General features: G+C 68.4%; 25 protein-coding genes. 15 read left to right on the plus strand and 10 right to left on the minus strand.

The window, feature by feature from the left end:
• Nucleotides 1-261 precede the first annotated feature (261 nt).
• On the minus strand, nt 262-687 hold the full coding sequence (locus tag BS329_RS26300; RefSeq protein ID WP_076163932.1) for a hypothetical protein: 426 nt from the start codon (nt 685-687) through the stop codon (nt 262-264).
• A 13-nt stretch (nt 688-700) separates the two neighbouring features.
• Nucleotides 701-1,075: a hypothetical protein gene (locus tag BS329_RS26305; RefSeq protein ID WP_076163933.1), complete on the minus strand. Its 375-nt coding sequence runs from the start codon at nt 1,073-1,075 to the stop codon at nt 701-703.
• A gap of 319 nt (nt 1,076-1,394) precedes the next feature.
• Here BS329_RS26305 and BS329_RS26310 point away from each other — a divergent pair, with 319 nt between their 5' ends.
• Both BS329_RS26310 and BS329_RS26315 read left to right on the plus strand, forming a co-directional pair.
• Nucleotides 1,395-2,798, plus strand: a complete 1,404-nt coding sequence (locus tag BS329_RS26310; RefSeq protein ID WP_076163934.1) for a helix-turn-helix transcriptional regulator — start codon at nt 1,395-1,397, stop codon at nt 2,796-2,798.
• Nucleotides 2,799-2,806: 8 nt separating this feature from the next.
• Complete coding sequence (locus BS329_RS26315; protein ID WP_076163935.1) at nt 2,807-3,694, plus strand: aminoglycoside phosphotransferase family protein; 888 nt, start codon at nt 2,807-2,809, stop codon at nt 3,692-3,694.
• Between the two features lie 213 nt (nt 3,695-3,907).
• On the opposite strand, the gene BS329_RS26320 is transcribed toward BS329_RS26315, so the two are convergent.
• The 5 genes from BS329_RS26320 to BS329_RS26340 form a co-directional block, all read right to left on the minus strand.
• The gene (locus tag BS329_RS26320) at nt 3,908-5,905 is read right to left on the minus strand and encodes a tetratricopeptide repeat protein (RefSeq protein WP_244197299.1); all 1,998 of its coding nucleotides are present in this window, start codon (nt 5,903-5,905) and stop codon (nt 3,908-3,910) included.
• 305 nt (nt 5,906-6,210) lie between these two features.
• The gene (locus tag BS329_RS26325) at nt 6,211-7,242 is read right to left on the minus strand and encodes a copper resistance D family protein (RefSeq protein ID WP_076163937.1); all 1,032 of its coding nucleotides are present in this window, start codon (nt 7,240-7,242) and stop codon (nt 6,211-6,213) included.
• Nucleotides 7,239-7,802, minus strand: a complete 564-nt coding sequence (locus BS329_RS26330) for a copper resistance CopC family protein (protein WP_076163938.1) — start codon at nt 7,800-7,802, stop codon at nt 7,239-7,241. The genes BS329_RS26325 and BS329_RS26330 overlap by 4 nt, the downstream gene beginning before the upstream one ends.
• Complete coding sequence (locus BS329_RS26335) at nt 7,803-8,570, minus strand: YcnI family copper-binding membrane protein (protein WP_076163939.1); 768 nt, start codon at nt 8,568-8,570, stop codon at nt 7,803-7,805.
• Nucleotides 8,571-8,638: 68 nt separating this feature from the next.
• A complete protein-coding gene (locus BS329_RS26340) occupies nt 8,639-9,130 on the minus strand; it encodes a hypothetical protein (RefSeq protein ID WP_143253230.1) in 492 nt (163 codons plus the stop codon).
• Nucleotides 9,131-9,432: 302 nt separating this feature from the next.
• On the opposite strand from BS329_RS26340, the gene BS329_RS26345 reads away from it, so the two are divergent.
• From BS329_RS26345 to BS329_RS26360, 4 genes are read left to right on the plus strand one after another with little or no spacing between them, the layout of a single operon-like run.
• Nucleotides 9,433-10,080: an ABC transporter permease gene (locus BS329_RS26345; protein ID WP_076163940.1), complete on the plus strand. Its 648-nt coding sequence runs from the start codon at nt 9,433-9,435 to the stop codon at nt 10,078-10,080.
• A gap of 10 nt (nt 10,081-10,090) precedes the next feature.
• On the plus strand, nt 10,091-11,266 hold the full coding sequence (locus BS329_RS26350) for an ABC transporter ATP-binding protein (protein ID WP_076163941.1): 1,176 nt from the start codon (nt 10,091-10,093) through the stop codon (nt 11,264-11,266).
• Nucleotides 11,263-12,039: an ABC transporter permease gene (locus tag BS329_RS26355; protein WP_076163942.1), complete on the plus strand. Its 777-nt coding sequence runs from the start codon at nt 11,263-11,265 to the stop codon at nt 12,037-12,039. The genes BS329_RS26350 and BS329_RS26355 overlap by 4 nt, the downstream gene beginning before the upstream one ends.
• A gap of 1 nt (nt 12,040) precedes the next feature.
• Entirely contained in the window at nt 12,041-13,000 is a 960-nt protein-coding gene (locus BS329_RS26360; protein WP_076163943.1) for a glycine betaine ABC transporter substrate-binding protein, read from the plus strand.
• A 205-nt stretch (nt 13,001-13,205) separates the two neighbouring features.
• On the opposite strand, the gene BS329_RS26365 is transcribed toward BS329_RS26360, so the two are convergent.
• Nucleotides 13,206-13,670 carry a DUF6474 family protein gene (locus BS329_RS26365; protein WP_076163944.1) on the minus strand — a complete coding sequence of 155 codons (465 nt, stop codon included), beginning with the start codon at nt 13,668-13,670 and terminating at the stop codon, nt 13,206-13,208.
• 90 nt (nt 13,671-13,760) lie between these two features.
• On the opposite strand from BS329_RS26365, the gene BS329_RS26370 reads away from it, so the two are divergent.
• The 3 genes from BS329_RS26370 to BS329_RS26380 all read left to right on the plus strand — a co-directional run bounded on the left by BS329_RS26370 (nt 13,761) and on the right by BS329_RS26380 (nt 16,890).
• Nucleotides 13,761-15,407: a TM0106 family RecB-like putative nuclease gene (locus BS329_RS26370; RefSeq protein WP_425266376.1), complete on the plus strand. Its 1,647-nt coding sequence runs from the start codon at nt 13,761-13,763 to the stop codon at nt 15,405-15,407.
• A gap of 81 nt (nt 15,408-15,488) precedes the next feature.
• On the plus strand, nt 15,489-16,097 hold the full coding sequence (locus BS329_RS26375; protein ID WP_084750194.1) for a PadR family transcriptional regulator: 609 nt from the start codon (nt 15,489-15,491) through the stop codon (nt 16,095-16,097).
• 118 nt (nt 16,098-16,215) lie between these two features.
• A complete protein-coding gene (locus tag BS329_RS26380; protein ID WP_076164422.1) occupies nt 16,216-16,890 on the plus strand; it encodes a class I SAM-dependent methyltransferase in 675 nt (224 codons plus the stop codon).
• 68 nt (nt 16,891-16,958) lie between these two features.
• On the opposite strand, the gene BS329_RS26385 is transcribed toward BS329_RS26380, so the two are convergent.
• Nucleotides 16,959-17,717: an SDR family NAD(P)-dependent oxidoreductase gene (locus BS329_RS26385; protein ID WP_076163947.1), complete on the minus strand. Its 759-nt coding sequence runs from the start codon at nt 17,715-17,717 to the stop codon at nt 16,959-16,961.
• A gap of 161 nt (nt 17,718-17,878) precedes the next feature.
• Here BS329_RS26385 and BS329_RS26390 point away from each other — a divergent pair, with 161 nt between their 5' ends.
• Nucleotides 17,879-19,189 carry a UDP-glucose dehydrogenase family protein gene (locus BS329_RS26390; RefSeq protein WP_076163948.1) on the plus strand — a complete coding sequence of 437 codons (1,311 nt, stop codon included), beginning with the start codon at nt 17,879-17,881 and terminating at the stop codon, nt 19,187-19,189.
• Nucleotides 19,190-19,198: 9 nt separating this feature from the next.
• Here BS329_RS26390 and BS329_RS26395 read toward each other — a convergent pair whose 3' ends face one another.
• Entirely contained in the window at nt 19,199-19,777 is a 579-nt protein-coding gene (locus tag BS329_RS26395; protein WP_076163949.1) for a TetR/AcrR family transcriptional regulator, read from the minus strand.
• A 114-nt stretch (nt 19,778-19,891) separates the two neighbouring features.
• Between BS329_RS26395 and BS329_RS26400 the strand changes: the two genes are divergently transcribed.
• The 5 genes from BS329_RS26400 to BS329_RS26415 all read left to right on the plus strand — a co-directional run bounded on the left by BS329_RS26400 (nt 19,892) and on the right by BS329_RS26415 (nt 24,511).
• Nucleotides 19,892-21,085, plus strand: coding sequence for an FAD-dependent monooxygenase (locus BS329_RS26400; RefSeq protein ID WP_076163950.1), 1,194 nt, complete (start codon nt 19,892-19,894; stop codon nt 21,083-21,085).
• Between the two features lie 12 nt (nt 21,086-21,097).
• Entirely contained in the window at nt 21,098-21,505 is a 408-nt protein-coding gene (locus BS329_RS26405) for a hypothetical protein (protein WP_244197326.1), read from the plus strand.
• 32 nt (nt 21,506-21,537) lie between these two features.
• Complete coding sequence (locus BS329_RS26410) at nt 21,538-23,301, plus strand: gamma-glutamyltransferase family protein (protein ID WP_076163952.1); 1,764 nt, start codon at nt 21,538-21,540, stop codon at nt 23,299-23,301.
• Nucleotides 23,302-23,416: 115 nt separating this feature from the next.
• Nucleotides 23,417-23,593, plus strand: coding sequence for a hypothetical protein (locus BS329_RS42000; RefSeq protein ID WP_425266377.1), 177 nt, complete (start codon nt 23,417-23,419; stop codon nt 23,591-23,593).
• 63 nt (nt 23,594-23,656) lie between these two features.
• Nucleotides 23,657-24,511, plus strand: a complete 855-nt coding sequence (locus BS329_RS26415) for a hypothetical protein (RefSeq protein WP_076164423.1) — start codon at nt 23,657-23,659, stop codon at nt 24,509-24,511.
• Nucleotides 24,512-24,519: the final 8 nt, after the last annotated feature.

Raw genomic sequence — 24,519 nt, forward strand, 5'->3', positions numbered from 1 at the left:
CCCGCGGAGTTCGGGGGATGGCAGCGGGTTCCCTGGCCGGAATCGCGCTGCGTTTGTGATCATCAACCTAGCGACCGATTACTGCCTTCGCTAGGTGTTCTGCCGAGAATTTTCGATTAATCGCGGTGGGGACCGGAGTGGTTACCGAGAGCGGCTCGTCGCGTTCGGGGGTACGGGCGAACCGCTTCCGGCGAAGGCGAGCTCATGACGTGGTTGCCGAGGGGGCGCTCGGACCGCCGTTCGCTCGCCGCGGGCATTCTTTCAGGCGTGCACGCCGCCGATGGCGGGGCGACGCGGGTTGACCAGTGCGTGCCTGCCGGTGGTCTCGGCTGGGCTCGCGCCGCGGCCTTGCCCAGGAATCCGGCGACGGTTCTCCCGCCGGTGGTCCTGGGTGGCCGCGGTCTGCTGGGGGGCGAGGCCGCCGGCGACCAGGTGCTCGTGCGCGACCTGCCATACCGAGCAGGGGGCCTTGCACTTGTGCCAGCGGGTCGAGCAGGTGGGACAGTCGCCGCGCTCGTCGGGCTCGTGCGCCTGGAGCATCGCGCGCCAGCCCTCGGTCAGCCGGGGGAGCTCCGAGCGGGCGACCGACACGAGCGACTGCGCGTCGGCCCGGTTCGCGAGATCGGAGAGCATGTCGAGGCGTTCCCAAACCGCGTTGCGGAGGACTTGCCCTAGGACCTGATCCACGGAGAACTCACCGTTACCTTTCCGCCATCTTGGCGGCTTCGTTGAGCGCGGCCCTGAGCTGTCCGAGCTGGCCGGACGTCAGGCGCGCGGTCTCTCCTGGCGGCGAGACGAGAACCACCTGGTTGTCTTCGACGAACACGGTGACGGCACGCTCGCGGCTGATGAGATCACCGCACTGCACGCGCCAGACCAGTTGTCCGCCTTCATAACGGCGCACACTCGCGGTACGAGGGTCGACCGCCGCCGAAGGAGAGACCGGACGGTTGGCACCGGGGGCGACGGCGACCGCCTGCTGACCGGCGGGGCCGGCCGCACGCAGGTGGCGCGTGGCCATACCGGGCCGTCCCGCGGTGATGGAGCCTGTTGCGATCGAGTCCACGAACTCCACTGGCTCTTCTCCGCTCTCTCGTTCCACGTCGTCATTCCTGACCGCGTATCCGCACCTGTAAGGGGTTCGGAGATTTGGTAGCTCTCTGTGATCGCCGCCGGTGGCTGATCGGTCACTGAGATCTGACAACTACAGTGATGTGAAACCGAGTGCGATAGAAGGTCGAACCGCCGTCATAGCGGTGACCGGACGAGGTTTCACGGTAAGCGGTCAAACGACTTCTGCCGGACCGATCACGGCGGGCAATCCGGTGTTTCGCACGGTTGAATAGGTGTGCTTACGCTGTTTCTCGACCCCAACGGAACTGTGAGGGGGCGCAATGGACGCCAGTATCGGTGGCGGCGCTGTCGCCGGCTCGGACCCCAAGAGCCGCCAGAGTCACCCCGTGCCGCCGGATGCCTGGGAGCACCCGGAGATGCGAGCCGCACTGGCCACCCGGGAGATCTCTTCCGTCTACCGGCTGTTGCGCAAGCACGGTGTTTCGCAGCGCCAGATCGCCGCGATGACCGGCCAATCGCAGTCCGAGGTGTCCGAGATCCTCAAAGGTCGCCAGGTGATGGCGTACGACGTGCTCACCCGCATCGCTGACGGCCTTGGTGTCCCCAGGGGATACATGGGTCTCGCCTACGACGAGGCGACAGCGATAAAGGTCGTCGGCGCTGCCGACGGCCAGCAGGCGGAGGAGGACGAGTCCGTGAAGCGACGGAGGTTCCTCGCGCACGCCGCCCAGGTCACGATGGGTGCGGCGGTGTTCGGTCCGGAATCGGGTACCTGGTCTTCCGGGCCCGCGAAGACGCCGGCCCCCGGGCGGATCGGCATGACCGACGTCCGTCAGGTGGAAGCCGCGACCAGAGCGCTCCGGTCTCTCGACTACCAGTACGGCGGCGGGTTCTGCCGCGACGCCGTGGTCGCGCAGCTGTCCTGGGGACAGCAGATGCTCGAGTCCAGCGGCACCGAAGTGGTCAAGACGCGCCTGTACGTCGCGCTGGCCGACCTGCACAGTCTGGCAGGCTGGACCTCCTTCGACACCGGCCTCATGGACTCCGCGCGCGGCCATTTCGCGAACGCGCTCGACCTGGCCAAACAGGGTGACAACCATCCGCTCGTGGCCAACGTGCTGTACCGGATGGGCCGCGTCTACCTGCACCAGGACGCTCCGAACGATGCGCTGAAGCTGTTCCAGCTCGGCCAGATCGCCGCCCAGGAATCGGGCTCGGAGCTGGCGGTCGCCGTGCTCTGCGCCAACGAGGCGTGGGCCTACGCGATGATGGGAAACGAGGAGCAGGCCACCAAGCTGCTCGGCCGGAGCAAGGACGAGTTCGCCCGCGCCGATCTGGCCGAGGCCGAATCCTGGGTCAAGTTCTTCACCGAGACCGACGTCTACGCCATGATCGGCACCGTGCACACGGTGCTCGCCGCGAAGAACGCCGAGCACACCAAGTACGCGATCCCGGCGCTGACCAAGGCCGTCGAGTCCTACGACGACGACATGGCCCGCAGCAAGACGTTCATGCTCAGCGCGCTGGCCACGAACCACCTGCTCGAAGGCGACCTCGATCACGGCGCCAAGGTGGGCTCGAAGGCCGTCGACTGCGCCGAGGGCATCAAGTCGGAGCGGGTGAAGGACCGGATGCGGCCGCTGCAGGTCGAGGCCGATCGCCGCCGGAACAACGCCGACGCCCGTGACCTCGCCGATCGCCTCAACTCCTTCTACGCCGCCTGAGCGACCGGTTGGACGGCCGGTTCACGCCCGGCAAACTGCACGAAGTCCTGGGGCGGACGTGTGAGCTGCTGGGCGTGGACCCCGCCGGGGCCAGGCTGCTGAGGTTCACCAACAACGCCGTCTACGAGCTGGCGAGCGCGCCGTTCGTCGTCCGGATCGTCGGTTCCACCCTGCTGCGGCACCGGGTGGGCACGGTCGTGCGGGTCGCGCGGCACTTCGAACGGCACGACGTGCCCGCCATTCGCCTGCTTCCCGGCCTCGACCAGCCGCTGCGGGTCGGCGACCATCTCGTGACGGTGTGGTGGAAGGTGCCGTCCACCGGCCGGAAGGCCAAGTCCTCGGATCTCGCCACGCTGCTGCGCCGGGTCCACGCGCTCGAGCCGCCGGAGGGCCTCGCCGAATGGGCGCCGTTCGCCGCGGTCCGCGCCCGGGTTTCGGACGCGGAGGAGCTGGCAGAGGGCGACCGGCGATTCCTGCTCGAACGGTGCGCCGAGGTCGAGGCCGCGCTCGAGACGCTCGACTTCCCGCTGCCGCGGGGCCTGGTCCACGGGGACGCGCACACCGGGAATGTGATCGGCGGGCCGGACGGGCCGGTGCTGTGCGATTTCGATTCGTCCTGTGTCGGGCCGCCGGAATGGGACCTGACGCCGCTCGCCGTCGGCTATGAGCGATTCGGTGACCCACCCGCTCGCTATCGGCTGTTCGCCGAGCGGTACGGATTCGACGTGACCGCGTGGTCCGGGTTCGGAGTACTGCGCGCGATCCGTGAACTGAAGCTCACCACGAGTGTTCTGCCGATTCTCCGCAGTCATCCCAGCGTGCGTGGTGAGCTGCGGAAACGGTTGGACGATCTCCGGAACGGGCATACCGGCGCCCGCTGGAACCGGTATCGGTGAGTCACCAGGGAAAGATAACTGCACGTGCATTCGCCGACGCCGAATGACCGTTCGCCGCTTGCCCGAAATCGCCGGTCAAGCGGTGATGAATTCGCCCGGGCTAATCACTTCTCCTGGCTCAATGCTCCCCCAAATGTGCAACTTGCAGCTACGCTCCGTTAATTAGTACGCTCAGCTCACTCCGCCGTTGTTCGTCGATCGAGTGCCGTCGGGTCAGAGTTGTTCCAAACGCATACGCAGAGCGTCGGCCTCCGGGCGGCCCAGTCCGACGAAAATCGGCAACGCCTTGTCGTAGTGGCGACGGGCTTCCTCGGGTTCGCCCTCCGCTTCGGCGATCTCGCCGAACGCGGCCAGCGTCCTGGCCACCTCGAACCGCGACCCGCTGGCCTCCATGGTGGCGCGGGCGAGCTCGAGTTCGGCCCGAGCGCCCGCGAGATCGCCGCTCGCCGTGAGGACACGGCCGAGTTCGATCCGGGCGCGGGCCACGTTGTAGCCGTCGCCGTCGAGGACGTCACGAGCGCGGGTGAGATCGGCGATCGCGGCTTCGACCTGCCCGATCCTGGCGCGGGTCGCGCCGAGATTGATCAGCGCCAGCCCGACGTCGTGCGGGCGATCCTGCCGCTCGCTGAGCAGATGGTCTTCGATGAACCACTCGATCGCCTCGTCGAGCCTGCCCTGTTGCAGGGCGACGAGGCCGAGCCCTTCCACCGACCGGATCTCGACGACGTGGTCCCCGCTCGCCCGTGCGGCGTCACGTCCGGCCAGGTAGTGCCGGACGGCGTCTTCGTAGCGGCCGGTGCCGCGGCAGGCGGCGCCGCCGCGGTTGCGCATCAACGCCTCGGCGGAGGCATTGCCCCATGCCTTCGCGCAGCGGACGGCGATCTCGCTCACCCGCAGGAAGTCCGGATAGTGCTTGCGCAGCAGGAAGAGCGGCCACATCGCGGCGGCGAGCTGCCAGCCGAGCTCCGGCAGCTGCCATTCGTGGGCCGTTTCGACCGCGGCGATGAGGTTCTCGCGTTCGAGCTCCAGCCAGGCGAGTGCTTCCTCGGACGAGTCGAACGACGGCCGCGTCGACGGGCGGTACTCGTAGCGGTACGGGATCGGGTCCTGGTCCGGCGTGGTCAAACCGCCCGTCGCGGAGGCCGTGAACAGGTACCACTCGAGCATGCGGCGCACCGCGATGTCACGGTCGTACTCGTTGCCCGACGTCTTCTCCTTGGCGTGCAGCCGCGCCAGGTCGTGGAAGGTGTACCGGTCGTCGCCCCGGTCGATCAGCAACCCGACGTCGACGAGCTGGTCCAGCAGGTCGTCGGCGACGTCGGGGTGGACGGCGATCGACGCGGCGGCGACCCCGACGCCGAAATCAGGGCCGGGGTGCAGCCCGAGCGCCGCGTACAGCGCGGCCGCGTCCGAAGGAAGTTCGTCGTAGGACAGGTTGAAGCTGGCTTCCACCGATTGCGCCTCTTTCGTCGAGAGCGTGGCCAGTCGACGATATTCCTTCCCCAGCTCGGTGGCGATCTTCTCCAACGACATTTTCGGCCGCCCCGCCAACTTGGCGCTGACCGTGGTGAGGGCGATCGGCAGCCCGCCGCACAGCTCGGCGATGGTGCGTGCCTGGTCGGTCTCGGCGTCGACCCGCTCGGCGCCGAGCGCGCGACCCAGCAGCTCGGCGCTGTGCGCGGAACCGAAGGGGGCCAGCTCGATCAGCTTCGCGCGATGTTCGGTCTGGAGCCTGCCGAGGCGACGCCTCGAAGTCACGATCACGAGGCTCTCGCCGCTGGACGGCAACAACGGCAGCACCTGTTCGGCCGACGCCGCGTTGTCGAGCAGCAGGAGGAGCGGTCGCTCGGCGGTCGTCGTGCGGTACAGGGCGGTGAGTTCCTCGACGTCCGCGGGCAGCCCCTCCGGCGGGACGCCCAAAGCGCGGAGGAACCGGCCGAGCGCTTCGCTCGCGGAGAGCGGGCCATTGGTGCTGAAGCCACCGAGATCCGCCCAGAGGTGCCCGTCCGGAAATCGGTCACCGACGTGACGGCCCCACGCGGTCGCCAGCGCCGTCTTCCCGATGCCGCCCTGTCCGCTGATCAGGTGCAGCGACGGCCGGTCGGTGCCGGTGTCGTCCTGGGTCAGCAGCTTTTCGAGCAGCGAGAGTTCGGCCGTGCGGTTCGTGAAATGCGCCGGCGCGGGCGGAAGCTGACGCGGCCCCGAACTCACCTGTCTGGTGAGCCGAACCACCGATCGCTGGCGTGGTACCTGCGTGGTGCTGACCTCACTGTGACCCGGCAACGGGCTGCCCATCCACTATCCCCTCTTCGGGTTACCCCAGCGATCGCGTAGAGCATCCCGGGGAAGATCCGAAGAGGACAGTGAAACCGGTCAAATGCGGCCGGATGGAGCAAGGCCCGCGACGAGGTTCAGGTCGGCTACGCGCTTGGCGACGTCGAGCTTCTCCTGGTGATCCATCGGCTACCAGTGCAGCTTGCTGCTACGGCGGCCGCCACGAACGTCCGAGAGCACCTTCAGCTCGTCGGCACGACCGGCGCGCGAGTGAGGACGACGGCGAACCCGAACGCCAGTCCCATCACGGTCAGCTCCAGCGTCGCCCACGCGGCCAGCGCCGTCCGGTTGTGCCGGATGATCCGCGGCAGCAGTTTCAAGCGCGTGTAGGCCCCGAGTGTCGCGATCACGCCGACGCACAACAACTTGAGCAGCACCAATTGCCCGTACGGCGTGGTGAACACAGCTTCCCAGAAGGGGAGCGACGGGTTGAGCGAGAGCTCGACCAGCCCGTTAAACAGGCCGGTCGACGCGCCGAGGAGCAGGCACAGCGTCGCCAGCTTGGAGAACCGCGGCAGCGCGTGCGCCAGCAGCGTCCGGTTCCCGACGAGCAGCACCGCCATCGCGCCGAGCCCGCCGGTCCAGGCGACGGCGCTCATCACGTGCAGTTCCATCGAGATCATCGTGTAGTCGTGGTAATTCCAGTTCGACGCGTGCCCGGTGACCGGCAGCGGCAGCAGCGCGAACAGGCCGAGCCCGACGCGGACCTCGGCGGGCACCTTCTCGCCGTGTTTCAGCGCGAGGACGCCGAGCCCCGCGTGCAGCAGCGCCAGCACCGCGACGATCAGCAGCGCCTTCCCCGCGCCGACGTCGGCGATGTAGCTCCCGACGTCCGAGATCGACAGCGTGCTTGAGCCCGGCCGGTACTCGGCGGTCTGCAGGATCAGCGCGACGAGCGCGGTGGTCGCCCAGACCAGCGCCGCCGCGACGCTCGCGGGCCGCGCGCGCCGCATGATCGGCTCGGAGAGCTTCGGCCGGTCGTAGCCGACCAGCACCGAAAGCAGCGCCAGCCCGATCGTGGTGACCGCCGAAATGTCCAGCAGCACCCGCACGATCGGGATGGAGACCGAGACCACCTCGCTGACCTGCGCGACCCCGGGAGCCGGGGTGGTGGCCGTCAGCGCGACGCCGATCAGGGCGCCGACGATCCCCGCCGTCACCACACAGAACAGGACGGCGACGCGGGTGCGCGAGGTGGTCTCGGCCTGTGTCATGACCCGCTCTTCTCCTTGTCACCCGCGCCGGTGCGCAGCGCGACGGTCAGTCCGACGGCGAGCAGCACGACGGCGCCCGCGATCCACACCCAGATCGGCACCCCGGACGAGCCTCCGCCGCCGGTCGCCGGGGTCGTCTCGGCCTGGCCCGCGTTGCCGCGCGCGGCGTCACCGGCCGCCGGGGTGCCGGTGCCCGCGGCGGTGAGGGTGAACGGCACCTCGCCGGTCACGGCGTGCCCGTCCGCGGACAGGATCCGGTAGCCGATCTTGTACTCGCCCGCCGGGCCGAGCGGCCGCAGCGGCACGGTCACGACGCTGTCGCGGACCTCGACCTGGCCTTCGGCCCACTGGCCGCCGCCCGGTCCGACGACCGCGATCTGGTTGACGTTCGCGTTCTGGACGTACTGGTCGAACGTGAGTGTGATCTTCGCGGGCCCGGCGGCGAGCGAAGCGCCCTTCGCCGGGTCCGAGGAGATCAGGACGTTGTGCGCCAGCGCCGGGGTGGCGGTGGCGAGCCACGCCACCCCGGTGATCACCAGCGCGACGATCGCTTTACGCATTTACTCGCTTCCCTCGGGCTTGCTGGTGGAGGCGGTGGCGCGGCGGGCGCGCAGGGTGGCACCGGCGCCGACGCCGAGGCCGAGCGCGCCGACGACCAGTCCGGCGCCGCCGAGCCAGCGGGCGGTGTTGTCGGACGACGACGAAGAAGCGTGCGATTCCTCGGAGGGCTTCGCGTCGGAGCCGTGGCCACCGCCGTGCCCGTCACCGCTCTTCTCGGCGAGTTTCACGCTCGGGGCGGGGTGCTCCGGCTCCTCGCCGGAGGCCGGGGTCGGCTGGTTCCACTCGACGACCTTGCCGTTCTCGTAGGTCTGGGTGGCCGGGAACTCCAGCGCGTCGACGTTGGTCGGGAACTGGCCCGCGCTGATCTGGAACTCCTGGAACTCGGCCGAACCGGCGGCGATCTTGGTGCCTGCCTCCGCGGTCCAGGAGACCGAGGTGACGGCTTCGGTGAGCTGGGTGCCGGAGGCGGTGGTCACCGGGGCGGGCAGCTTCGACTTGACGACCTCGGCCTTCCAGCCGGGGATCGGCTTGGTGCGCACGGAGCTGAGCGCGTACTCGGGTTTGAGGGCGACCTCGACCTTGACCGTGCCGGCGTCCTTCTCCTCGTTGGGGACGCGGAAGAAGATCGACCCGTAACCGCCCTTTTCGGGCTGGGGGCCGTAGACGTTGGCGGTGACGTGGGCCGAGGCGACCCCTGCCGAGAGCAGACCGGCGGCACCGATGGCGGCGGCGAGGAAACCGGCGCGTTCGAAGACGTGCTTGGACACGAAGAACTCCTGAAAGTGATTGAGACGGCGGGTTCGGGGACCTCGCCGGAGTACGGGATGAGTCGGGTTCAGGAGAACAGCGGCGGGCCGCGCCTGCCGTGGACCCGGCGGAGGTCCACACGGACGACGTGGCCGGGACCCGCCGGACGGGCGAGTACCGGTGTCACCGCCGCGGCGGGCACCGGGAGCGCGTTGAGGATGAACGGGACCAGCGTGCGCAGGCAGGCGAGGACGCCGAGCAGCAGTCCGTCGGCCTTGGCCAGCAGCAGCGCGGTGACCAGCGTCGCGACGACGTGGGCAACGGTCATCGCGAGCCCGCCCGAAAGAGGCGCGGGTTCGTCATGCATCAGTTCGTGCCTGCTCAGCGAGCTGAGCACGAGGTGCATCACGACCTGGCCCGCGCCCAGGTCGATGATCGTGGCGAGCGGTCCGCGCGCCTTCGCGGCGAGCGCGGCGGCGTTCCAGCCGATGAGCACGGTGAGCAACAACGTCATCGCCGTATCGGGTACTTCGCCGTCCCCGAGCACGTGAGCGGTCACGGCCAGCGCCGCGGAACTCACGCCGAGCAAGCCACCACGCACAACGCGTAACGCGCTTCGGTGATGACTGCCCTCGCTCACGGGGTGAAGGGTAGGCGACGTCCGGCGGCGCGGTCGATGTCCTCCCGGCTGTTGAGCAGTGGGAAAGACCCCGCGGGACGGCGTGTGCGTTTGCCCATTTAGGCCGAATGGGGAAGGTTGACGGGATGAACAGCGGTAAACCGGGGTTTGACCGCGCGCGCTTTGGGTAGTCAGGCTCCCGATACAGCTACTCCGAATGGGTGAGGACTCTCACTCAGAGGCGGCGGGAGAACCAGCACGCGATGAACCTCTTCGAGTACATCTCGGATCGGTGGGACAGACTCGCCCTCCAAGGGCTTCTCCATGTCAGCGCGGTCGTGCAGTGCACGATCATCGCCGCCGTGCTCGGCGTGGTGATCGGGGTCGCGGTCTACCGCAGCCCCATCGGGTCGGCCGTGGCCACGGCGCTGGCGAGCACGATCCTCACCGTCCCCTCGTTCGCTCTCTTGGGCCTGCTCATCCCGGTTTTCGGCCTCGGCGCGAACACCACCGTCATCGCTCTCGTGCTCTACGCGCTGCTGCCGATCGTGCGGAACACGATCGTCGGGCTCGGCGGCGTCGATCCCGCGGTCAGTGACGCGGCACGCGGCATCGGCATGAGCCGGTTCGGCGTGCTGACCAGGGTGGAGCTGCGGCTCGCCTGGCCCGCCATCCTCGCCGGGATGCGGGTCGCGACGCAGATGCTCATGGGCATCGCGGTCATCGCGGCCTACGCGAAGGGCCCGGGCCTCGGCGCGGAGGTCTTCTCCGGCCTCACCAACGCGGGGAGCACGAACTCCCTCAACCAGGCGCTGACGGGGACGCTCGGCGTGGTCGTCCTCGCGCTGGTCCTCGACGCCGTTTACGTCCTGATCAACCGTCTGACCGTCTCAAGGGGTGTCCGTGGCTGAGTCGACTGAAATGGGGTCGCCGGAAACCGTATCCGGCGTCGAAATCGAGCTGGAGAACGTCTCCAAGCGCTACCCCGGCACTCGCGAGCCCGCGGTCGACGAGTTCTCGATGGTGGTGCCCGCCGGCAAGATCGTGGTCTTCGTCGGCCCGTCCGGCTGCGGCAAGACCACCACCATGCGGATGATCAACCGGCTGATCGAGCCGACGTCCGGCCGGATCACCATCGGCGGTGACGACGCGCTGAAGCTCGACGTCGACACCCTGCGCCGTCGCATCGGCTACGCGATCCAGCAGGCGGGGCTGTTCCCGCACTTCACCGTCGCGCAGAACATCGCGGTGGTGCCCGGCCTGCTCGGCTGGGACAAGAAGAAGGTCAACGACCGGGTCGAGGAGATGATGGACCTGGTCGGGCTGGACCCGGCCGACTTCCGCGACCGCTTCCCGCGTCAGCTGTCCGGCGGTCAACAGCAGCGCGTCGGCGTCGCGCGGGCACTGGCGGCGGACCCGCCGGTGCTGCTGATGGACGAACCGTTCGGCGCGGTGGACCCGATCACCCGCGGCAACCTCCAGGACGAACTGCTGCGGCTGCAGACCGAACTGAAGAAGACGATCGTCTTCGTCACCCACGACTTCGACGAGGCCGTGAAGCTCGGCGACAAGATCGCGGTGCTCGGCAACCAGTCGAAGATCCTCCAGTACGACACCCCGGACGCGATCCTCGCGAACCCGGCCGACGACACGGTCGCCGGTTTCGTCGGCGCCGGTGCCTCGCTGAAGCAGCTGACACTGCTGCGGGTCCGCGACGTCGAGCTGAAGCAGGACGCACTGACGGCGGCGGTCAGCGAATCGCCGTCGGACGTCCGCGAGAAGCTGACCCGGCAGCGGAAGCATTTCGTGCTGGTGCTCGACCAGCGCCGTCGTCCGATGCGGTGGGTCCACGTCCGTGAACTGACCGCTGCCACGTCACTGGCCACCGCGGGCAAGCCACTGCGCGACTCGGTCAGCCTCCAGTCGACGTTGCAGGACGCGCTCGAAGCGATGCTCGCCGAGGGCGGCAGCGTCCCGGTGACCGGCGCTCGCGGTGAGTACGCCGGGACGATCGAGCTCGACACCGTCATCTCGACGATCCAGCAGCTGCGTGAGGAGCACTCGGACGACAACCCGGCGGAAGGTGTGACCGCATGACGGCCGTCGATACCGGCTTCAGCACCGAGTCCTCGTCGAAAAGCGCCGAACGGGTCCGGCTGTTCGCCCAGCCGGCGGTGGTCCTGCTGATCGTCGTCGGTGTGCTGATCTGGGTGTTCGGCGGCGACCTGACCGCGACGGAGAAGGAGACGCTCAACGCCACCGGGCTGCTCGAAGCGCTGCGCGACCACCTGGCGATGACCGTCGTGGTCACCGCGATCGTGGTCGCCGTGGCGGTTCCGCTCGGCGTGCTCGTGACACGGCCGTACGCGAAGTGGGCGGCGCCGGTGTTCCTGGCGGTCGCGAACATCGGCCAGGCCGCGCCCGCGCTCGGGGTGCTGGTGCTGTGGTTCATCGTCACCGGCGCGACCGGCGGACTGTGGGTCGCGGCGCTGCCGCTGGCGTTCTACTCGCTGCTTCCGGTGCTGCGGAACACGATGGTCGGCCTGCAACAAATCGACCCCGCACTGATCGACGCCGGCCGCGGCATCGGCATGTCGGCCTCCGGCGTGCTGTGGCGGGTCGAGTTCCCGCTGGCCGTTCCGCTGATCCTGGCTGGCCTGCGGACTTCGCTGGTGCTGGCCGTCGGCACGGCGACGTTCGGCATGTTCGTCAACGCCGGCGGATTCGGCCTCCTGATCGACACCGGCTACAAGCTCAACCTGACGAAGGTGCTGATCACCGGTTCGGTGCTCGCCGTCGCGCTGGCGCTGCTGGTGGACTGGCTGGGCGCGGTCGCGGAACAGTTCTTCGGACCGAAGGGACTGCGCTGACATGCGATTGAAAGCGATCCTCGGCGCGGTCCTGTTGTGCGGCACGCTTTCCGCGTGTGGCCTCGAGGTCAACACCGCGCTGCCATACAAGATCGAACCCGGTTCGATCCAGCCCATCGAAGCGCTCAAGGGCGTCGAGGTGACGGTGGGGTCCAAGGACTTCACCGAGAACATCATCCTGGGCTACATGGCCGAAATGGCGCTTTCCGCCGCGGGTGCGGACGTCATCGACCTGACCGACATCAAGGGCTCCAACTCGTCACGGCAGGCACTGCTCGCCGGCCAAACCGACGTCACCTGGGAATACACCGGCACCGGTTGGATCAACTACCAGGGCAACGAACTTCCCGTCCCCGGCGGGGAACAAGCCCAGTACGAGGCCACGAAGACGGCTGACGAGGCGAAGTACGGCGTCACCTGGCTGAACTACTCGCCCCTGAACGACCAGTACGGCTTCGCGGTCACTGAAGCCTACGGAGCGGCGAACAACCTGAAGACGACGTCGGACCTGGCGGCGTTCCTCAAGCAGAAGCCGGACCAGGGCGTGTTCTGCCTGGAGACCGAGTTCACCAGCCGCCAGGACGGATTCCCCGCCGCCGTGCGGGCATACGGTTTCCAGAACCCGGTGATCAAGAACTTCGGCATCGGCACGATCTACTCGGCCGTCGCGAGCGGGACCTGCCCGATCGGCGAGATCTTCACGACCGACGGCCGCATCGCCGGACTCGACCTCCGTGTCCTCGAAGACGACAAAAAGGCGTTCCCGCAGTACAACGCCGTACCGACGCTGCGCTCGGACTTCCTGAAGCAGCACCCGGAACTCCGCGGCCCGCTCGAAGCCGTCGCCGCGGCGATCGACAACGAGCAGATGATCGAACTGTGCAAGCAGGTCGACGTCGACGGGCGGGACCAAGGCGAAGTCGCCTACGAATGGATGAAGAAGAAGGGCTTTATTTCCTGAATCTCGCGCTGACGGAAACGTGCCGAAGGGGCGCTCGACGGGTGAAGTCTCCGTCGGGCGCGGGCGCCCTCGGGGAGACCTCTCGGCCGAGTTCGCCGCCCTCACCACCCGCCTGGAGTAACCGGGCCGTGTTATGAACGGACCTTTCATAACAAAAAACGTTATGAAAGGTCCGTTCATAACAGCCGTTCGACCCGAAGCGACGTCAGACGCCCAGGCGGTGCAGGAGCTTTCCCTCCAGCTGGTCCAGCTCCCCGGCCACGGCCCGGTGCGCCGCCTTCCGCCGCGCCGCCGGCATCCGCTCCGAAGCGCGGACAGTCGCCGAAAGCTGCTCCAGCGTCCCCTGAGTGTTCTTCGCGAAGGCCGCGTCGGCGTCGGTCGCCTTCGCGGACTTCTTCAGCTCCGCGAGTCCCTGAGTCAGCCCGGCGATCCGCGCGTGCAGCGCGGCACCGCGTCCGCTGAACTCGCCGAGCTGGTCGACGGCGACGCCGAGCTTCTTCGCTTGATAACGGTCGTACAGCTCTCGCGCGGCACCCGCCGCTCGAACGGCGTACGGCGCGATCACCGGCAGTACGGCCGGACCGAGCACTTTGGCCACCGCGACGGCGTTTTTCGCCTTCTTCCGAGTGATCCTGCCTTCGGCCTCGACGGCTTTGGCCTTGCGCGCCATGGCACCTCCCACGCTGTGTCACAGACGAACTTACTGGTCCCCGAAGTGGCGGGCATGTCGGCTTGCCGGTCGCCTTCTAGAGTGTTGTCTGTGAGTAACGAGGTGCTACTGGACGCGGGAGCGGTGAGCCGCTGCCGGCGTCGCGTGCACCTCGAACACGATCCGGCGATGCGCGAGGTCCCGCTCGCCCCGCCCGACCCCGCCGCGCAGCAGCGGATCGACGACGCGTCAGCGCATCGTGAGGCCATCGTGCGGCAGCTGATGGAGGCGACAGGACCCGGCGTGAGCTGGGTGAAGATCCCTCGCGACCTTCCCGCCGCCGAGCGTGTGCAGCTCACCGAAGAGGCCTTCGCGGCCGAAGCGCACTACATCTGGGGTGCCCTGCTCCCGGTGGATCGTGCCGGTCACCGGCGCGGCGGCTCCGAACTCTTGGTCCGCACAGCCGACGGCTACGTGCCGGTGCTGGTCGTGCGGCACCGCATCACCGATCGCGGCGCAGGCGCCCCGACCACGGTGATGACCGACCTCGACCCGGCGAACCGGTTGCCCGACCCGGCGCGAAAGGTTCGCTCGCAGCCGCGCGACCAGATGCGGCTCGCGCACCTCTACCGGATGCTCGAAGCGCTCGGGAGGCACGAGGGGCACCGAGCCATCGGCGGCGTCATCGGCCTCGACGCGGACGTCGTCGTCTGGCACGACCTGTCGGCGGGTACCTGGCCGGGCGGCCGGAGCGCGCTGACGGAGTATCAGAGCCGCTTCGTAGACAGGCTCGCCATCGCGAGCGCGGCCGCCGAAGGCGAGGAGCCGCTTGCCGAACCTTCACGCGTCCTCGAATGCCGTCGCTGCCCTTGGTGGCCGACATGCGAGGTCGTGCTCACCGAAACCCGCGACGTGAGCCTGGTCGTCCGCGGCGAGGACGCGATGGAGCTCCGTCGCGCCGGGGTGTCCACAGTGGACAAACTGGCCGCGCTCGACCCGGCCGACGAGCCGCCGCCGATGAACTGGACCGGCGGCACCTTCGCCGACGCGATCATCCTCGCGCGTGCCTGGCTCGCCGATCTCACGATGGTGCGCAAGGTCGACCGGATCGAGGTTCCTCGCGGCGACGTCGAGGTCGATGTCGACATGGAGAGTTTCGGCGATTCCGGCGCGTACCTGTGGGGTTCGCTGCTGACCGGCGCCGACATCGGGATGGAGCAGGGTTACCGGGCCTTCGCGACCTGGGAGCCGCTGCCGACGGCGGACGAGGCGCGGTCGTTCGCCGAATTCTGGGCCTGGTTCAAGGAAGTCCGCGAACGCACGCTCGCGGCTGGGCTGACCTTCCGTGCCTACTGCTACAACGCGCTCGCCGAGAACCGCTGGCTTTTCGGTTCGGTCGACCGGTTCGGCGAGTACCCCGGCGTTCCTGCCAAGGCCGAGATCGCGTCCTTTGTGGACTCCGAGGAGTGGATCGACCTCTTCCGCAGCGTCACCGACCAGTTCCTGTGCTCGCACGGCAAGGGGCTCAAGGTGATCGCCCCGGTCGCCGGTTTCGCCTGGCGCGATCCCGAAGCGGGCGGCGAGGCGTCGATGAGCTGGTACCGCGACGCCGTCGGCATGGACGGCGGTGTCCCGGACGACCTCCAGCGGGAGCGGCTGCTGCGCTACAACGAGGACGACGTCCTGGCCACGCACGCGCTGCGGAAGTGGATGACCGACCACGCGCAGACGGCCGTGCCGTACATGAACGACCTCTGATCGCCCGCTCGCCGGGCGACTTGCGCTCGAGCGCGCTTCTGCGGATACTCGTGGACGAGTACTCGTGAACGAGGAGGCATCGTGAAGCGGCGGAAGGTCGGGAACCTGCTGGCGTTGGCGATCCTGTCGACGTTGAACGAGCGCCCGACGCATCCCTACGAAATGGCCTCGATCCTGAAGAGCCGCGGCAAGGACCGCGACATGGGGATCAAATGGGGCTCGTTCTACACGGTCATCGCCAACCTGGGGAAACACGGTTTCATCGAGGCCGTCGAGAGCACTCGCGACGGCGCCCGCCCCGAACGCACGGTGTACCGGATCACCGACGCCGGCCGTGACGAATTACTCGACTGGCTGCGCGAACTCCTCGCCGAACTCGCGCCGGAGGAGCCGAAGTTCGTCGCCGGGCTTTCCGTGATGGCGTGGCTCGGGCCGGACGAGGTGATCGCCCTGCTCCGCACCCGGCTGGCCGCTTTGGACGAGGAGATCGCCTCGGCGCGGGCGGAATCGGCACGGTTCCTCGAGGAGGTTCCGCGGCTGATGCTCGTGGAGGGCGAGTACCACCTGGCCATGCGTGTGGCCGAAGCGGAATGGGTCCGTTCGATCCTGGGGGAACTGACGTCCGGCTCGATGCCCGGTCTCGCCGAGTGGCGGGATTTCCTGGCCGAAAGGGGGAGCACCCGCAGTTGAAAGAGCCCCGGCGAGGTGTTGCAGCACCCCGCCGGGGTGACGATCCCGCAACCGGAACCCGGCCACGAGACGGCACTTCGAGAATAGCCGGGCTCCGGGAAACCCACCTGGAGTGACCATGTCGAACACCAAGGACAGAAAACGGTTCAAGATCGTGCCGGAGATGGGCGGTGCGCTGGCGCGGAACTACGCCCGGCAACGCGGAACCGGACCGCAGATCGAACTCTGGCGGAAGCAGGCCCGCGAACTCACCGCGGACCTGCCGGAAGGCGCGAAGATCCTCGAAGTCGCCTTCGGCCCCGGCTACTTCGCGGTCGAACTGGCGCGGCTCGGGTTCTCCGTCACCGGCCTCGACGTCGCGCCGACGTTCGTCGAGATCGCGAGCGAGTACGCGCGAACCCAGGGCGTCGAGATCGATTTCCGCGAAGGCGACGTCGCGGCGATGCCGTTCGACGACGAGTCGTTCGACTTCGTCGTCTGCCAGGCCGCGTTCAAGAATTTCGTGTGGCCGGTGAAATCGCTCGACGAGATGTACCGCGTACTGCGCCCGGGTGGCACGGCCGTGGTGCAGGACATGAACCGGGACGCGACCGACGGTGACATCTTGCGTGAGGTCGAGAGCATGAAGCTCGGCAAGCTGGCCGCGCTCGGTGTCCGGCAGGCACTCGGCGGGCTTCGGCGGCGCGCCTACACGCCTGTCGACTTCAGTGGGCTGGTCGCCGAAACCGCGTTCCGGACCTGCGCGGTCACCACCGAGGGCATCGGCCTGGACGTGCGCTTCACCCGTCCCTGACGCGCTATGAAAGTCCCTTCCTGGCGAAATTCGCCAGGAAGGGACCTTTCATAGCGCGCGGGAGAGAGTCAGCGAGGGGCCATGCGCAGCGAGCCGTCCATCCGGACGACCTCGCCGTTCAGGTAGTCGTGGTCGATCAGCGACAGCGCGAGCTGCGCGTACTCGTCCGGCCGCGCGAGCCGCTTCGGGAACGGAACGCCTTCGGCAAGCGAAGCGCGGAACTCGTCGCTCACCGTCGCCAGCATCGGAGTGTCGACGATGCCCGGCGCGATGGTCAGCACCCGGATCCCGTGCGACGCGAGGTCACGGGCGGCGGGCAGGGTCATCCCGACGATGCCGCCCTTGGACGACGAATACGCCACCTGCCCGATCTGGCCGTCGTAGGCCGCGATCGACGCGGTGTTGATGATGACGCCGCGCGCGTTGTCGGCCAGCGGCTCGGTCTTGGCGATGGCCTCGGAGGCGATCGTCAGCACGTTGAAGGAACCGATCAGGTTGATCTGGACGACCTTCGCGAACAGGGCGAGGTCGTGCGGGCCCTTCTTCGAAAGGATCCGGGCGGACGGTCCGATCCCGGCGCAGTTCACCACGGTCCGCAACGGCACCCCGGACTCGGCCGCGGTCGCGACGGCCGCGCGCACCTGCTCCGGGTCGGTCACGTCGGCCTCGACGTAGGTGATGCCCTCGACCTGCTCGGCGTTCGCGATGGCACCGGCGAGGTCCAGCGCGAAGACCCGCGCGCCCTTCGCCGCGAGCGCCTTCGCGGTCGCACCGCCGAGCCCGGACGCGCCACCCGTGACGAGCGCCGCGGTATCGGTGATCTGCATGTTCTCCCTTTCGTCGACAACCGTTCCCTAGGTTAACGCTCGTTCGCATGGCCACGGCGCGTGTGTTGTCTCACGTCGGTGCGCAGCATGTCGTGAGGAGTATTCGGGCCTGAAGCATTCCGTTCGCTCGGAGGTCAACTCCGGCTGTCACCTTCAGCAGCATGAGCGCTGCTCGGATCGTGGTGGTGGGGACCGGTTACGTCGGATTGACCACGGGGGCCTGCCTGGCCGGCCTGGGGCATCGAGTCACTTGCGTCGATGTCGACCAGGCGAAGGTCGCAAGGCTTTCCGCCGGACGAGTGGACATCCTGGAGCCGGGATTGTCCGAGCTGGTGTCGAGGGGGCTGACCAGCGGAAGACTCGAGTTCGTGGTCGGCGCGCGGGACGCCGTTCGCGACGCCGAGGCCGTTTTCCTTTGCGTGCCGACGCCGATGGGCGCGGGTGGCTCGGCGGACCTGCGGACCGTCGAAGCCGTGACCACCGAGATCGGCGACGTCATCCCTCCGGGTTGCGCGCTGATCACCAAATCGACCGTCCCGGTGGGGACGTCGAAGCGCATCCAAGCGATGCTCGGCCGCACGGACGTGCCGGTCGTTTCGAACCCCGAGTTCCTGCGTGAAGGCACCGCGGTGGAGGACTTCCTCGGCCCGGACCGGATCGTCGTCGGTTCCGACGACGCCGCCGCCGCCCGCTGGGTCGGCGATCTCTACGCCGATCTCGCCGCCCCGGTCGTCGTCGCCGACGCGGCCAGCGCGGAACTGGTCAAGTACGCGGCGAACTGCTTCCTGGCGATGAAACTGTCCTATGTGAACTCGATCGCCGAACTGTGCGAACGTCTCGGCGCGGACATCGACCTGGTCACCGAAGGGATGGGCTACGACCGCCGTATCGGCCGCTCGTTCCTCAAGCCCGGCCCCGGCTGGGGCGGTTCGTGCCTGCCGAAGGACACCAGCGCGCTGGTCAAGGTCGCCGAGTCCGTGCAGTACGACTTCACGCTGCTGACCTCGGCGATCGAGGAGAACATCGCGCAACGGGACCGGATCGTCGCGAAGATCGCCGGCGCCGTGGGCGGCACGCTGGCCGGTTCGCGCATCGGCCTCCTCGGGCTGGCGTTCAAGGCCGGGACGAACGACCTGCGCGACTCACCCGCTCTCGCGGTCGCTTCGGTGCTGGGCGCGCTCGGGGCGGATCTGACCGCCTACGATCCCGCCGTCGGCGGCCAGATCGCCGGGATGACCGTCGTCGACGACCCGTATCAGGTCGCGAAGGCGGCCGACGCCGTCGTCGTGCTGACGGAGTGGGATGAGTTCAAGCGGCTCGACTGGAACTACATGGCCGAGCAGATGGACGGCGACTCAGTCGTCGACACGCGCAATCTCCTGGAGCCGCAACGGATCCTGGACGCCGGCCTGTCGTGGCAGGGCGTCGGGCGGCCACGGGCGGCGCTGCGGCGGAAGGTCGCCGTCTCCTGACCCACCTGCCTATCGCACCAGGGAGACGAGCTTCAGCAACCCGTCCACGACCTCCTCGGCCGACGGTGCGTTCTCCGGGTCGAGCATGTGCTGGAGCATGATGCCCGAGTTCAGGGCCGTGGCCACCGCGCCGATCCGCCGCTCGTCCGCCTCGGTGAGGGTGTTCTCGTCGATCCCGAGGATGCCCGCCGCCATTCCCCGGCGGCCTTCGCGTTGCGCGGCGGCGAGCTGTTTCCGTAGCTCTGGGTGATGCTCGGACTGCACGAACGCCTCGATCGAGGCGATCCACAGCTGACGGTTGCGCCCGTAGGAGTCGATCATCGCGCGCCACGAGGCCCGGTACTGCTCGTCCGTCGAGGCGTTGGGGTCGACAGCGCTCCTCATCTCCCGCTGGACCTCCTTGCCCCAGTCGTCCATCGCCTGCGAGAACGCCGTCAGCAGTAGTGCTTCGCGCGAGCCGAAGTGGTAGCCGATCGCCGCGTGGCTGACCCCGGCCGCTGTCGCGATGTCCCGCACCGTCGTGCGTGACCAGCCCTTTTCCTTGAGGCACTGGATGGCCCCGCTCATCAGGTCCTCGCGATTACCCATGCCCGGGATCCTAGACCACACGGTTTATCCACTTGGTTTAACCAAATGGATTGACCAAGCGTGCAAACCTGCCGTACGGTCGCTCCCATCACCACGAACCCACTGGGAGCAGCCATGACGACCACCGTTCTGATCTCCGGCGCCGGCATCGCGGGGCCTGCCCTCGCCTTTTGGCTGCGGGAGCGCGGCTTCGCGCCGACCGTCGTCGAGCGCGCCCCGGCCCTGCGCGAAGGCGGCAGCGCGGTCGACTTCCGCGGCGAGCAGATGACCCTGTTGAAGCGCATGGGGATCCTCGAAGACATCCGCGCGAAGGAGACCGCGATGGGCGCGCAGTTCATCGTCGATACGCGAGGAAAGAAGGTCGCCGAGATGCCGTCGGTGTTCTTCAGCGGCGAAGTCGAGATCGAGCGCGGAGACCTGACACGCATCCTCTACGAGCACACGAAGGACGGCGCCGAGTACGTCTTCGGCGACTGGATCACCGGCCTGGACGAGGATTCGGACGGCGTCACCGTCACCTTCGCCAACGGTGAACCGCGCGGATTCGACCTGGTCGTCGGCGCGGACGGGCTCCACTCGGGTGTCCGGCGGCTGGCCTTCGGCGACGAGGGACAGTTCCGGACCGACCTCGGTTTCCACACCGCGGGCTTCACCGTGCCCAACCACCTCGGTCTCGATCACCTCGGCCTGATCTGCAGCGTCCCCGGCCGGACGGTGATGGCCGCCAGCGGTCGCGATCGCGAGGCCCTCAACGTCAGTTTGGTCTTCGCGTCCGGGCCGCTGGAGGTCGACCGTCGCGATGTCGAAGCGCAGAAGAAGGCTCTCGCCGAGCGCTACGCCGACTTCGGCTGGGAAGCTCCGGCGCTGTTGGAAGGCTTGGACGACGTCGACGCGCTGTACTTCGATTCGCTCAGCCAGATCCACCTCGACCAGTGGTCACGGGGCCGGATCGTGCTGCTCGGTGACGCCGCGCATTGCGCCGGTCCTGGTGGTTCGGGCACCGGGCTCGCGATGATGGGCGCGTACGTCCTGGCGGGAGAACTCGCCGCCGCGCACGGCGATCACGAAGTCGCTTTCGCGCGGTACGAAGAGAAAATGCGGGGCCCGGTGAAGGTTTCACAGAAGCAGGCGGCCGGGATCGGCACGTTCCTCGCCCCGAAGACGCGGTTCATGGTCGGCTACCGGAACGTCCTGTACCGGGTGCTGGGCTCACGGCCGATGACCAAGGTGTTCACCTGGCTGACCTCCCGCGCGGCCAACGCGGTGCCGCTCGAAAACTATGACGCTCCGGTCGCCTCGCGGGGCTAGTTTCGAGTCGTGATGGACCAGAAGGAGTTTCGGAAGGCTTGCTACGAGGCGGCTCGGCGAACGCGTGGCCAGATCGCCCGGTTTCTGCCGTACCAGCAGCCGGGGAACTTCGAGCAGGCGGAAATCGTCTATCCGCACCGAACCGCCGCGGTGTTGTGGACGCAGGATTGGGACGAGGGCGGAAGGCACGAGATCTTCGGAATCGCCGAAGCGCCCGTTGGCTTCGGATCGATTACCTTCGTCGACGAGCCAGGGCTGCTGGCCGTTCTGGGAGAGCTGCTTCGCGGGCATCGGTTGTACACGCGGGCCGAACTCGAAGCGCCGATCGACCTCACCGCGCCGCCTTGGGTGGACTATCGCGAAGCGAGGTTCTGGCGACCCGACAACCTCGGCGAAGCCCTCTTCAACTGCTGGGACTGAAAAAGTAGTTAGCAAAGCGTAGTATCAGCGACGTGTTCACGACCAGGCCGGAACTGGCCGGCACCCACGGCATGGTGGCATCGACGCACTGGCTGGCCTCGGCCACCGGGATGGCGGTGCTGGAAACCGGCGGCAACGCCTTCGACGCGGCGGTAGCGGCCGGGTTCGTCCTGCAGGTCGCCGAGCCGCATCTGTGCGGCCCGGCGGGTCAGGTCCCCGGCATCTTCGTCACCGCCGCCGATCGAACCCCGCGCGTCCTCGCGGGTCAGGGGGTCTCGCCCGCGGCGGCGACGCCCGAGTACTTCGCGGATCTCGGACTCGACCTGATCCCCGGCAGCGGTCTGCTCCCCGCGACCGTGCCGGGGGCGTGGGACGGCTGGCTGCTGCTCCTGCGCGATCACGGCACGAAGTCTTTGCGCGACGTGCTCGGTTACGCGATTTCCTATGCGCGTAACGGGACTCCGCTGGTCAGCCGGGTCGGCGACACGATCCGCGCGGTGCGGGACCTGTTCACCGGGCATTGGCCGACGTCGGCCGCGCTGTGGCTCTCCGACGGCAAGCCCGTCGAGGGACTGCACCGCAATCCGGCGCTCGCGGACACCTGGGAACGGCTGCTCGCCGAGGCCGAGTCGGCCGGCGGCCGCGAGGCGCAGATCGACGCCGGACGTCGCGCGTGGTCTCAGGGTTTCGTCGCCGAAGCGATCGAGGCGTTCAGCCGCGAGGCTTTCCGCGACGACTCCGGCCGCGATCACGCCGGTCTCCTCACCGGCGAGGACATCGCGGGCTGGGAAGCGACGTACGAAGACGCGCTGCAGGTCGACTTCGGCGACTGGGGCCTGGTGAAGATGGGTGCCTGGACCCAGGGTCCCACGCTGCTCCAGCAGGCGCGGTTGCTGGACGGGCTACGCGATGAACTGTCCTATGTAGACGGTATTCCGACGGAACGCACGGTGCACTTGGCCGTCGAGGCGACGAAGCTGGCGTTCGCCGACCGTGAGGCCTGGTACGGGGATTCTCCCGACGTGCCGATCGAGTTGCTGATCTCTCGCGAATACGCGGACGCCCGGCGGGCGTTGATCACCGAGGAGGCGTCGGCCGAACTCCGGCCGGGTGGTCCTTCGCCGCGGCTGCCCGCGATCCTCGAAAAGCTGCGAGGTCTCGAATCCGGTTCCGGCGCGACGGGGGAGCCGACGGTCGGGCCGCTGGGCGAGACCCGGGGCGACACCGTGCACATCGACGTCGTCGATGCGGCGGGGAACATGATCTCGGTGACGCCGTCGGGCGGCTGGTTGCAGTCGAGTCCGACGATTCCGGAACTCGGGTTCTGCCTCGACTCGCGCGGTCAGATGTTCTGGCTGGAACAGGGCCTGCCGAACTCGCTGGCGCCGCGGAAACGGCCTCGGATCACACTTTCGCCCTCGATGGGCCTGCGTGACGGCGAGCCGGTGCTGGCGTTCGGGACCCCCGGCGGGGACCAGCAGGACCAGTGGCAGCTGTGTTTCTGGCTGGCGCACACCCTCGGTGGGCTGAACCTCCAGGAGTCGATCGACTCGCCCGCGTGGCATACGACCGCGTTCCCGAGTTCGTTCCATCCGCGCTCGTGGACGCCGCGGGAACTCGTGGTGGAGTCGCGGCTCGGTCAGTCCACAATGGACGCTCTGACCGCACGTGGACACGCTGTCGTCGATGCCGGACCTTGGGCGCTGGGGCGGCTTTCGGCCGTTTCGCGCTCCGGCGGAGTTCTCCGCGCCGCCGCCAACGCGCGGGGAATGCAGGGCTACGCCGCCGGCCGCTGACACACGGCACGGAGCCCCGGCCCCAGTTGTCCACAATTTCTTCCACCTGTGGACAACCCGCCTCAGTCCACAGGGCCGCGACATCCTCGCGTACAACCGGGCCTACGACTGGCTGATGGGCGACGTCGACGGGGCGACCAACCTGCCCCTCGTGCTCAAGCGGCACCCGGACGTCGGCCTGCTGCGGTTCGAGTTCTCGTACCTGTACCTCGGACGGCGTTCGAAAATCTCACCGGCGACGCTCACCCCGGCGGACGAGGAAACCGCGGCCAACTTGCCCAGTTCCTTCTGAGGAGGGAGACGGACCAGGCTCGCGAGGGAGTCTTTCCGCGGGGTGAAAGCCGACGCTGAGGGCATGACTTCAGCAGTCGCCGTCCCCAAGATCTCCAGCGCCCGCCTGATCGTCTGCTACGCCGCGATACTGGGCACGCTTCCGTATCTGACACTCAAGGCATCCTGGGTCACGGGAGGCGGCCTCGGCCTCCGAGATCCGTCCTTTGTGGACTCCGAGCTGATGCTCTTCGCGAACCTGCTCACCGGCGGGATGGACGTCGTCGCCGTGGTGCTCGCGCTGGCGTTCACCTACTCCTGGGGCCGCCGGATCCCCGCGCCGCTCGTGCTGTTCCCGATCTGGATCGGCACCGGCCTGCTCGCGCCGATCGTGCTGAACCTCCCGGTGATCGTCACCGATCTGGCACACGCGCACCTGGCCGGAATGCCGCTGGAAAACTGGGTCTGGGCCGTCGTCTACGGCGGTTTCGCCTGGCAAGGCATCCTGCTGCTGACCGCGTTCGTGCTCTACGCCCGCGACCGTTGGTGGTTCGTCGTCACCGGCGCCGTGCGGCCGGGCACGATCGGCGTGGCCGGCGTACTCGGCATCGCCGCCGCCCTCGTCTCCGCGATCGGCCACGGAAGCTGGGCGTCCGGCTCCGGTGGCATGTCGGCTCGCGGGCAAGACGTCGTGGTCGCCTTGCTCGGCGTGTTCGCCGCGGTGGCCTTGGCGTCGGTGTCACGGGGACGGTTCTGGCCGCGGCTGGTGCTGGTGTGGACCGGCGCCGGGGTGATGGCGGGCTCGGGGGCGTGGGGCCTGTTCAGCGCGGTCGGCATGAGTTCGCACGGGATCGGGCGGGTGCTCGTGCTGGCGGTGCAGGTGATCGGCGGGGTACTGATGATGACGTCGGTCCTGCGCCGGCTACCGCACGCGGCGTAGCCGAGAAG

Origin of the sequence: Amycolatopsis coloradensis (assembly GCF_001953865.1) — a bacterium.
GTDB lineage: Bacteria > Actinomycetota > Actinomycetes > Mycobacteriales > Pseudonocardiaceae > Amycolatopsis > Amycolatopsis coloradensis.

What these genes read in the sequence shown, in the direction of transcription:
- BS329_RS26405 (WP_244197326.1), top strand. Translation starts at nt 21,098, where the DNA reads ATGGACCAGAAGGAGTTTCGGAAGGCTTGCTACGAGGCGGCTCGGCGA.
- BS329_RS26390 (WP_076163948.1), top strand. Translation starts at nt 17,879, where the DNA reads ATGAGCGCTGCTCGGATCGTGGTGGTGGGGACCGGTTACGTCGGATTG.
- BS329_RS26325 (WP_076163937.1), bottom strand. Translation starts at nt 7,242, where the DNA reads ATGACACAGGCCGAGACCACCTCGCGCACCCGCGTCGCCGTCCTGTTC.
- BS329_RS26310 (WP_076163934.1), top strand. Translation starts at nt 1,395, where the DNA reads ATGGACGCCAGTATCGGTGGCGGCGCTGTCGCCGGCTCGGACCCCAAG.
- BS329_RS42000 (WP_425266377.1), top strand. Translation starts at nt 23,417, where the DNA reads ATGGGCGACGTCGACGGGGCGACCAACCTGCCCCTCGTGCTCAAGCGG.
- BS329_RS26400 (WP_076163950.1), top strand. Translation starts at nt 19,892, where the DNA reads ATGACGACCACCGTTCTGATCTCCGGCGCCGGCATCGCGGGGCCTGCC.
- BS329_RS26360 (WP_076163943.1), top strand. Translation starts at nt 12,041, where the DNA reads ATGCGATTGAAAGCGATCCTCGGCGCGGTCCTGTTGTGCGGCACGCTT.
- BS329_RS26395 (WP_076163949.1), bottom strand. Translation starts at nt 19,777, where the DNA reads ATGGGTAATCGCGAGGACCTGATGAGCGGGGCCATCCAGTGCCTCAAG.
- BS329_RS26330 (WP_076163938.1), bottom strand. Translation starts at nt 7,802, where the DNA reads ATGCGTAAAGCGATCGTCGCGCTGGTGATCACCGGGGTGGCGTGGCTC.
- BS329_RS26345 (WP_076163940.1), top strand. Translation starts at nt 9,433, where the DNA reads ATGAACCTCTTCGAGTACATCTCGGATCGGTGGGACAGACTCGCCCTC.
- BS329_RS26380 (WP_076164422.1), top strand. Translation starts at nt 16,216, where the DNA reads ATGTCGAACACCAAGGACAGAAAACGGTTCAAGATCGTGCCGGAGATG.
- BS329_RS26350 (WP_076163941.1), top strand. Translation starts at nt 10,091, where the DNA reads ATGGGGTCGCCGGAAACCGTATCCGGCGTCGAAATCGAGCTGGAGAAC.
- BS329_RS26355 (WP_076163942.1), top strand. Translation starts at nt 11,263, where the DNA reads ATGACGGCCGTCGATACCGGCTTCAGCACCGAGTCCTCGTCGAAAAGC.
- BS329_RS26365 (WP_076163944.1), bottom strand. Translation starts at nt 13,670, where the DNA reads ATGGCGCGCAAGGCCAAAGCCGTCGAGGCCGAAGGCAGGATCACTCGG.
- BS329_RS26385 (WP_076163947.1), bottom strand. Translation starts at nt 17,717, where the DNA reads ATGCAGATCACCGATACCGCGGCGCTCGTCACGGGTGGCGCGTCCGGG.
- BS329_RS26415 (WP_076164423.1), top strand. Translation starts at nt 23,657, where the DNA reads ATGACTTCAGCAGTCGCCGTCCCCAAGATCTCCAGCGCCCGCCTGATC.